The sequence below is a fragment of the Pedobacter sp. 01N416 genome, from assembly GCF_056399685.1.
In genome coordinates, this window is the sequence record NZ_JBFTRT010000293.1 from 1 (window position 1) to 6,990 (window position 6,990).

Genomic DNA, 6,990 nt, shown 5'->3' on the forward strand with positions numbered 1-6,990 from the left:
ACGGTGTCTTCTGTATATTTTATTTTATCTTCAGTACTCATGATAGTTTCTTTTTTATCTTAAACCTCTACCTTACTTCAACCTGATTTCGCTTACACTCATTCCTTGAGGAACCATAGGGAAAACATTATTTTCTCTGCCTACCATAACCTCTAATAGGTAAGAACCTTCGTGGTTGATCATGGTCTCTAGTGCAGTTCTTAGGTTTGCACGTTCATCAACTTTGCTCGCTTCGATATAATACGATTTTGCTAAAGCAACAAAGTCAGGGCTGGTGATATTCACGAAAGAATAACGTTTATCATGAAAAAGCTGTTGCCATTGACGAACCATACCTAAAAAGCGGTTGTTCAAAATCAGAATTTTTACTGCTGCGCCAAACTGCATAATGGTACCCAGTTCCTGAGGCGTCATCTGGAAACCACCATCACCGATAATTGCGATAACGGTTTTATCAGGTGCACCATATTTAGCACCAATTGCTGCTGGTAAACCAAAACCCATTGTACCTAAACCACCAGAAGTAATGTTGCTGCGGGTATTGTTGAATTTAGCATAACGACAGGCCACCATTTGGTGCTGACCAACATCGGTAACGATTACGGCATCGCCACCACAGATTTCGTTGATGTTGCGCAATACTTCGCCCATGGTCATTTCATCACCAGTTGGATAAAGCTCGGGAGTGATGACTTGATCTATTTCCTCCTGGTTATATTGTCTGAACTTAGCTAACCAATCTTCGTGTTTGTTTTCGTTAACTAAATTGGTTAATAGGGGCAAAGTTTCTTTACAGTCGCCCCAAACACCAACTTCTGCCTTAACATTTTTATCAATTTCGGCAGGGTCAATATCTAAATGTACCACTTTAGCTTGTTTGGCATATTTATCTAAACGACCGGTTACACGGTCATCAAAACGCATACCGATGGCAATAATTACATCAGCTTCGTTGGTTAATACGTTCGGGCCATAATTACCGTGCATGCCTAACATACCTACATTTAACGGGTGTGAAGTTGGAATAGCACCTTCGCCCATAATGGTCCATGCAGCAGGGATTCCTGATTTATTGATAAAAGCTTTGAATTCTTCTTCGGCTTTACCCAAAATAACACCTTGTCCAAATAAAATGAAAGGTTTTTTTGCTGAATTGATTAATTCGGCTGCCTGCTCGATATATTCTACCCTAACTTTTGGCTTCGGGCGATAACTTCGGATGTGGTTGCACTTTACATATTCAGGAAATTCCTCCAATTGTAATTGTGCATTTTTGGTAATATCGATTAAAACAGGACCTGGTCTGCCACTTTTAGCGATATAAAAAGCTTTAGCCAATACCTCTTGAATTTCTTTGGCATCAGTAACCTGATAGTTCCATTTTGTAACCGGAGTAGTAATGTTAATCACATCAGTTTCCTGAAAAGCATCCGTTCCCAATAGGTGGGCGAAAACCTGTCCGGTGATACAAACCAATGGCGTACTATCGATTTGCGCATCTGCCAAACCAGTAACCAAATTGGTTGCACCTGGCCCGCTGGTTGCGAAAACAACACCAACTTCGCCGCTTGCTCTTGCAAAACCCTGAGCGGCGTGGATACCACCTTGCTCATGGCGAACTAAGATGTGTTCTAATTTATCAGCATAATCATAAAGAGCATCATAAATAGGCATGATTGCTCCTCCCGGATAACCGAAAATGGTGGTTACACCTTCTTCAATTAATCCATTCAACAAAACTTGCGAGCCTGTTCCTTTAAATAAGGTTTTTGAGGTTTCTGCTTTCGCCTCGTTTTGTTGTATTGTATCTTGTGCAGTTTCCATAGTTATGTTTTTGCGGTTCTACTATTCTTTAATTTTAAACCCAATTCTTTGTCTGTCGTTCCATTTTAATTGAGCAATTTTCTCGTCTATTAAATTTTCCATTGCATCATACAGCTCGTTGAGCTGAACATCATGTTCCCCAATCCGTTCTTTAATTTCTGTTAACTGTTCATTAAGGTTGCTTTGCTTCAGCAAAATTTTCCGAACGTCAACAAAGGCTCTCATAATGGCAATATTCATGTTAATTGCCTTATCACTTTTCAAAACGCCACTCAACATGGCAACCCCTTGCTCTGTAAAGGCATAAGGCAATTTTCGAGTACCTCCCCAACTTGAAGTCACAATTTGTGACTTCAAGTTGGTTCCGCCTGTCATCACAATTTGTGATGATGTACCTTGATTACTTGCATCAATCTGAAGTTTTATCTCTTCAAACTCAGCAGAAGTTAACTGAAACATAAAATCTTCAGGAAAACGCTTTATGTTACGTTTTACCGCCTGATTCTGTGCCTTCGTTTCAACTTCATAAAGCGATGCCAAATCGAAATCCAGCATTACTCTTTCTCCCCGGATTTCATAAATCCTATTCTGAATACTTTTAATTATTTGCATAATCTATTTTATTAGTAATCAATTAATCTGGGGGATGATTTTTTGATTTTAGTATTCGTCAGTTACGCAACCACTAGCTGCGTCTGAAACTGTTTTAGCATATTTATATAAAACACCTTTTGTTACTTTTAATGCTGGTTGTACATAGTTTTTTCTACGCGCTGCAATCACTTCGTCACTTACCTGTAAGCTAATGATGTTGTTTACCGCATCGATCAAAATCCGGTCTTCATCTTCTACCAAGCCTATTAAGCCACCTTTGTAGGACTCAGGTGTAATGTGACCAACCACAAATCCATGTGTACCACCAGAGAAACGTCCGTCGGTAATTAAAGCCACTGATTTGCCTAAACCAGCACCAATAATTGCTGAGGTTGGTTTTAACATTTCTGGCATACCTGGCGCACCTACCGGACCTGAATTTTTAATTACGATTACATCGCCAGGTTGAACACGTCCGCTTGAAATTCCGGCAATTAAATCGTGTTCGCCGTCGAATACACGTGCAGGGCCTTCAAATTTCTCACCTTCTTTACCACTTATTTTTGCAACAGAACCTTTTTCAGCCAGGTTTCCGTAAAGAATCTGTAGGTGACCAGTGGCTTTAATCGGCTCACTTAGTTTCTGGATGATTTTTTGATCATAATCCATAACCGATTTTACATCGGCTAAATTCTCAGCCAGGGTTTTTCCGGTAACAGTTAAACAATCGCCATGTAATAAACCCTCGTTTAATAAATATTTCAATACTGCCGGGATACCTCCATATTGATGTAAATCCTGCATTAAGTATTTTCCACTAGGTTTGAAATCGGCAAGTACGGGTGTTACATCACTCATGCGCTGGAAATCATCCTGAGAGATTTCGATACCGATAGCTTTACCCATTGCAATAAAATGTAATACTGCATTCGTACTGCCACCTAAAATGATAATAGAACGAATGGCATTTTCGAATGCTTTTCTCGTCATAATATCAGATGGTTTGATATCTTTCTCTAATAAAATTTTGATGTATTTACCCGCATCTAAACATTCTTGTTTTTTCTCCTCGCTGATTGCTGGGTTCGAAGATGAATAAGGCAAACTCATACCTAAAGCCTCAATTGCTGATGCCATTGTGTTYGCAGTATACATCCCTCCACAAGCACCTGCACCAGGGCAAGTATGTTTTATGATGCCCTGATAGTCTTCCTCAGAAAGGTTGCCACATATTTTCTGCCCCAGAGCTTCGAAAGCTGAAACGATGTTCAATTCTTCGCCTTTGTAATGGCCAGGCGCAATCGTACCACCATAAACCATAATTGAAGGGCGATCTAAACGTGCCATGGCCATAATCGCGCCAGGCATATTTTTATCACAGCCAGGGATAGAGATAATTCCATCGTAATATTGGCCACCGCAAATGGTTTCGATACTATCAGCAATTACATCGCGGCTTACCAGCGAGTAACGCATACCATCTGTACCGTTGCTCATCCCATCACTTACGCCAATGGTATTAAAAACCAAGCCCACTAAATCATTATTCCAGACCCCTTTTTTCACATCTTTTGCCAGATCGTTAAGGTGCATATTGCAGGTGTTACCATCGTAACCCATACTTGCAATACCGACCTGTGCTTTAGCCATATCAGCATCAGTTAATCCGATTCCATAAAGCATAGCTTGCGCTGCCGGTTGTGTAGGGTCTTGTGTAAATGTTTTACTGTACTTGTTTAATTCGCTCATTGTTTAAATTGTATGTATGCTGTTGTATTTCAATTATTTCTTTTTGAGGCAAAAAAAAACCGCCTCTTGTGGGAGGCGGTTTCGATATGGTATATTTTTAATATTATACGCAACGATTTCCACCTCTCTTTTGAGAAATGACAATAATTAGGTTGCTAATAATGTTTGTGTTTATATTCATGTCTTTGATGAATCACAAACATACTAACTATTTAAAAAATTAAAGAACTATTTAATCTTATTTATTTTTTTACTCCGATCACGATTCCTGTTGCCCAAACCTGCTTGGTTAAGTGCAGATCATCACGGGATTCTAAATCTTTGATCAATTTTATAGCCTTATCCTGGTGGCCATCAGGCCAATTCGATTGTGGCAGCATATCATCGATGATGTAAAGTCCGCCGGTATTAAGCATAGATATCGCCTCATCTAAAAGCAAATATTTTCCATGCCAGGTATCAGCAAAAATATAATCGAACTTTTTGTCTTTATTCTTTTCAATCCATTCCGCACCATCGGTATCAACTAATGTTAAGCGTTCATCCTCACCAAGAAAAGTTTTGGCAATCGCTAAAAATTTAGCGTCATTATCTATCGAGGTAAGTGTACTATTTTGATCTAAACCATCTAATATCCAGGAAGTAGATAAACCTGTTCCTGTTCCAAGTTCCAGAAATTTACCTGAAGGCTTGGTAGAAGCAAGTGTTCTGAGCAAAGAGCAAGTCAACACATCAGATGCCATGTCAAATCCTGATGCTTTTGTTGCACCATTAATTTGCTGGTAGGCCTTCGGGAAGTGTTGATTGATTTCTTCAGTCATTTGTTTTTAAGTACTTTCTTATTCTTTAAATTTCTTTTTTGGTTGATGGTTTTTTAGTTCATGGTATATGGCCGAATTGGCTATCAACCATTGGCTATTTAACTATCAACCAACATTCTACCTGCTATATAATCACTTCGTAATTTACTTTTTCGAGTACCAGGTTTTTATAAGCTCGCTGTATGGTATAACCGAGAGATTCTCTCCACAACGGGCGATATACGATATCATCAATTGATGCTATACCTGCTATCTCGGTTGCTGTTCCACATAAGAAAGCGCTGTCGGCATTTTTTAAATCTTCTGTAGTTAATTTTTTCTCAATGCATTCTATATCCAGAACGGTGCAAAGTTCTTTTACGGTTGCACGTGTAATTCCTGGTAAAATATTTCCTAAAGATGGTGTAAACAGTTTTCCGTCTTTTTCAAGAAAGATGTTTGCTCCAGATGCCTCGGCAACAAAACCGTGCATATCCAAAAGCAAAGCCTCGTCATAACCTTTAATATTTGCCGCAGTAGTAGCTAAAATAGAATTAACATAGTTTCCACTCAATTTCGCCTCCATTGGAATCGATTTTGGGTTTGGCCTTTCATAATCAGAAACTGTTAATTTTAACAATTTGTTACCAGAATATGCATCCCATTCCCAGGCACAGATTAAGATCGAAACCCCACTCGGCTCGTTTAATTTCATGTTCGGGTGGCAAAATACCAGGGGACGGATATAAGCATCTTTCAGTTTGTTCAACTGAAGTAATTTATAGGTTGCTGCAATTAATTCCTGTTTATCCCATGGGAAAGGAATGTTTGCCAATTGGCAAGAACGCTCTAAGCGATCGAAATGGGCCGCGGCTTTGAAAATGCGGTTGCCGTTGTGTGTTTTATAGGCTCTAATACCCTCGAAAGCAGCATAGCCGTAGTGTAGCGACTGCCCTTTAAAATCTATTTAAACTGCGTCCGCTTATTACCCCATAAAATGTTTAGGAGTAGGAGGTTAAGTAAAATGACAGGTAACACTACATTACCAGCTGCTTTTGCAGTAGTAGCGGTAGAAAATATGTTGTTCTGAATAGTCATTGTTATCTTATTGTTTATAAAAACCAATTTAGTTTTTGGTTCATTAATATGCAAGAGAAATCAGAAAAAAGTTAAATAAGAATATAATTTTGAAAATGAATCTATATTCAGAATATTATTCTTAATTAGAGTTGGATTAGTTATTTAATGCCGATAGCCGTAGACCAAATATCAAAACGGTATACAGTCTGTTTGTTATGCTTGCATTATAAATTTTCTATTTTTCTGCCTAAAACGAGTTAAAGGCTGTATGAAATTGAAAATTCTGGTCAGATTTTGATGTTAAAATGCTAAGAATTATTGGTGTTTTTTTGTGGATATTAAAGTATTATTAAACTGGCTTGATTGTTTATTGTAAAGTTGTGTAATTTAATATTAGAAACTATTCCTATGAAAATAATTTATATCTTTTTTGTTGTATTAATCGTATTATTTAGTGGTTGTTCCCCGTCAGATTCAACCTCACATCTCAAAATGGGGAACCAGGCCATTTTAACTTCTGATACGGTAAAATTATCTGTTAAGGTGGCAGGCAAAGGACCTGTTTGTATCTACTTACATGGAGGCCCTGGTCAGGACTTTCTTTCCTTTGAAAAAATGGGTGGAGCAAACCTGGAGAAATGTTTAACAATGGTTTACCTGGATCAAAGAGGATCTGGTCATTCGCAAAATGCAAAAAATTATAGTTTAGACCGGATTGTTCAAGATGTTGAAGAACTGCGGTTAAAATTGGGCGTAGAAAAAGTGTACTTACTTAGTCATTCATTCGGTGGTATTCTGGCCATTAACTATGCCTTGAAGTATCCAGAACATTTATCTGGCATCATCATGGCGAATACAATAGCCCATTTCATGAATCCAAACCAGGTGAAGGAACAAATTGAATATGGATATCGGTTACTAAAAAAGGATACCACTATAAATG

The 6,990-nt window shown here is 38.3% G+C and carries 6 protein-coding genes; 1 reads left to right on the forward strand and 5 read right to left on the reverse strand.

Annotation, left to right across the window (positions count from 1 at the left end):
* Positions 1-72 precede the first annotated feature (72 nt).
* From ilvB to AC1DND_RS16405, 5 genes are all read right to left on the reverse strand, one after another.
* Positions 73-1,824, reverse strand: a complete 1,752-nt coding sequence (gene ilvB, locus AC1DND_RS16385) for a biosynthetic-type acetolactate synthase large subunit (RefSeq protein WP_057931986.1) — start codon at positions 1,822-1,824, stop codon at positions 73-75.
* 21 nt (positions 1,825-1,845) lie between these two features.
* Positions 1,846-2,436 (reverse strand): ORF6N domain-containing protein, encoded by a 591-nt coding sequence (locus tag AC1DND_RS16390; protein ID WP_477583200.1) that lies wholly within the window; start codon positions 2,434-2,436, stop codon positions 1,846-1,848.
* 48 nt (positions 2,437-2,484) lie between these two features.
* Positions 2,485-4,167 carry a dihydroxy-acid dehydratase gene (gene ilvD / locus AC1DND_RS16395; protein ID WP_477583201.1) on the reverse strand — a complete coding sequence of 561 codons (1,683 nt, stop codon included), beginning with the start codon at positions 4,165-4,167 and terminating at the stop codon, positions 2,485-2,487.
* Positions 4,168-4,409: 242 nt separating this feature from the next.
* Entirely contained in the window at positions 4,410-4,988 is a 579-nt protein-coding gene (locus tag AC1DND_RS16400; RefSeq protein ID WP_477583202.1) for an O-methyltransferase, read from the reverse strand.
* A gap of 124 nt (positions 4,989-5,112) precedes the next feature.
* Entirely contained in the window at positions 5,113-5,934 is an 822-nt protein-coding gene (locus tag AC1DND_RS16405; protein ID WP_477583205.1) for an aminotransferase class IV, read from the reverse strand.
* Between the two features lie 521 nt (positions 5,935-6,455).
* Here AC1DND_RS16405 and AC1DND_RS16410 point away from each other — a divergent pair.
* A partial coding sequence (locus tag AC1DND_RS16410) for an alpha/beta fold hydrolase (RefSeq protein WP_477583203.1) occupies positions 6,456-6,990 on the forward strand: 535 nt, incomplete at its 3' end.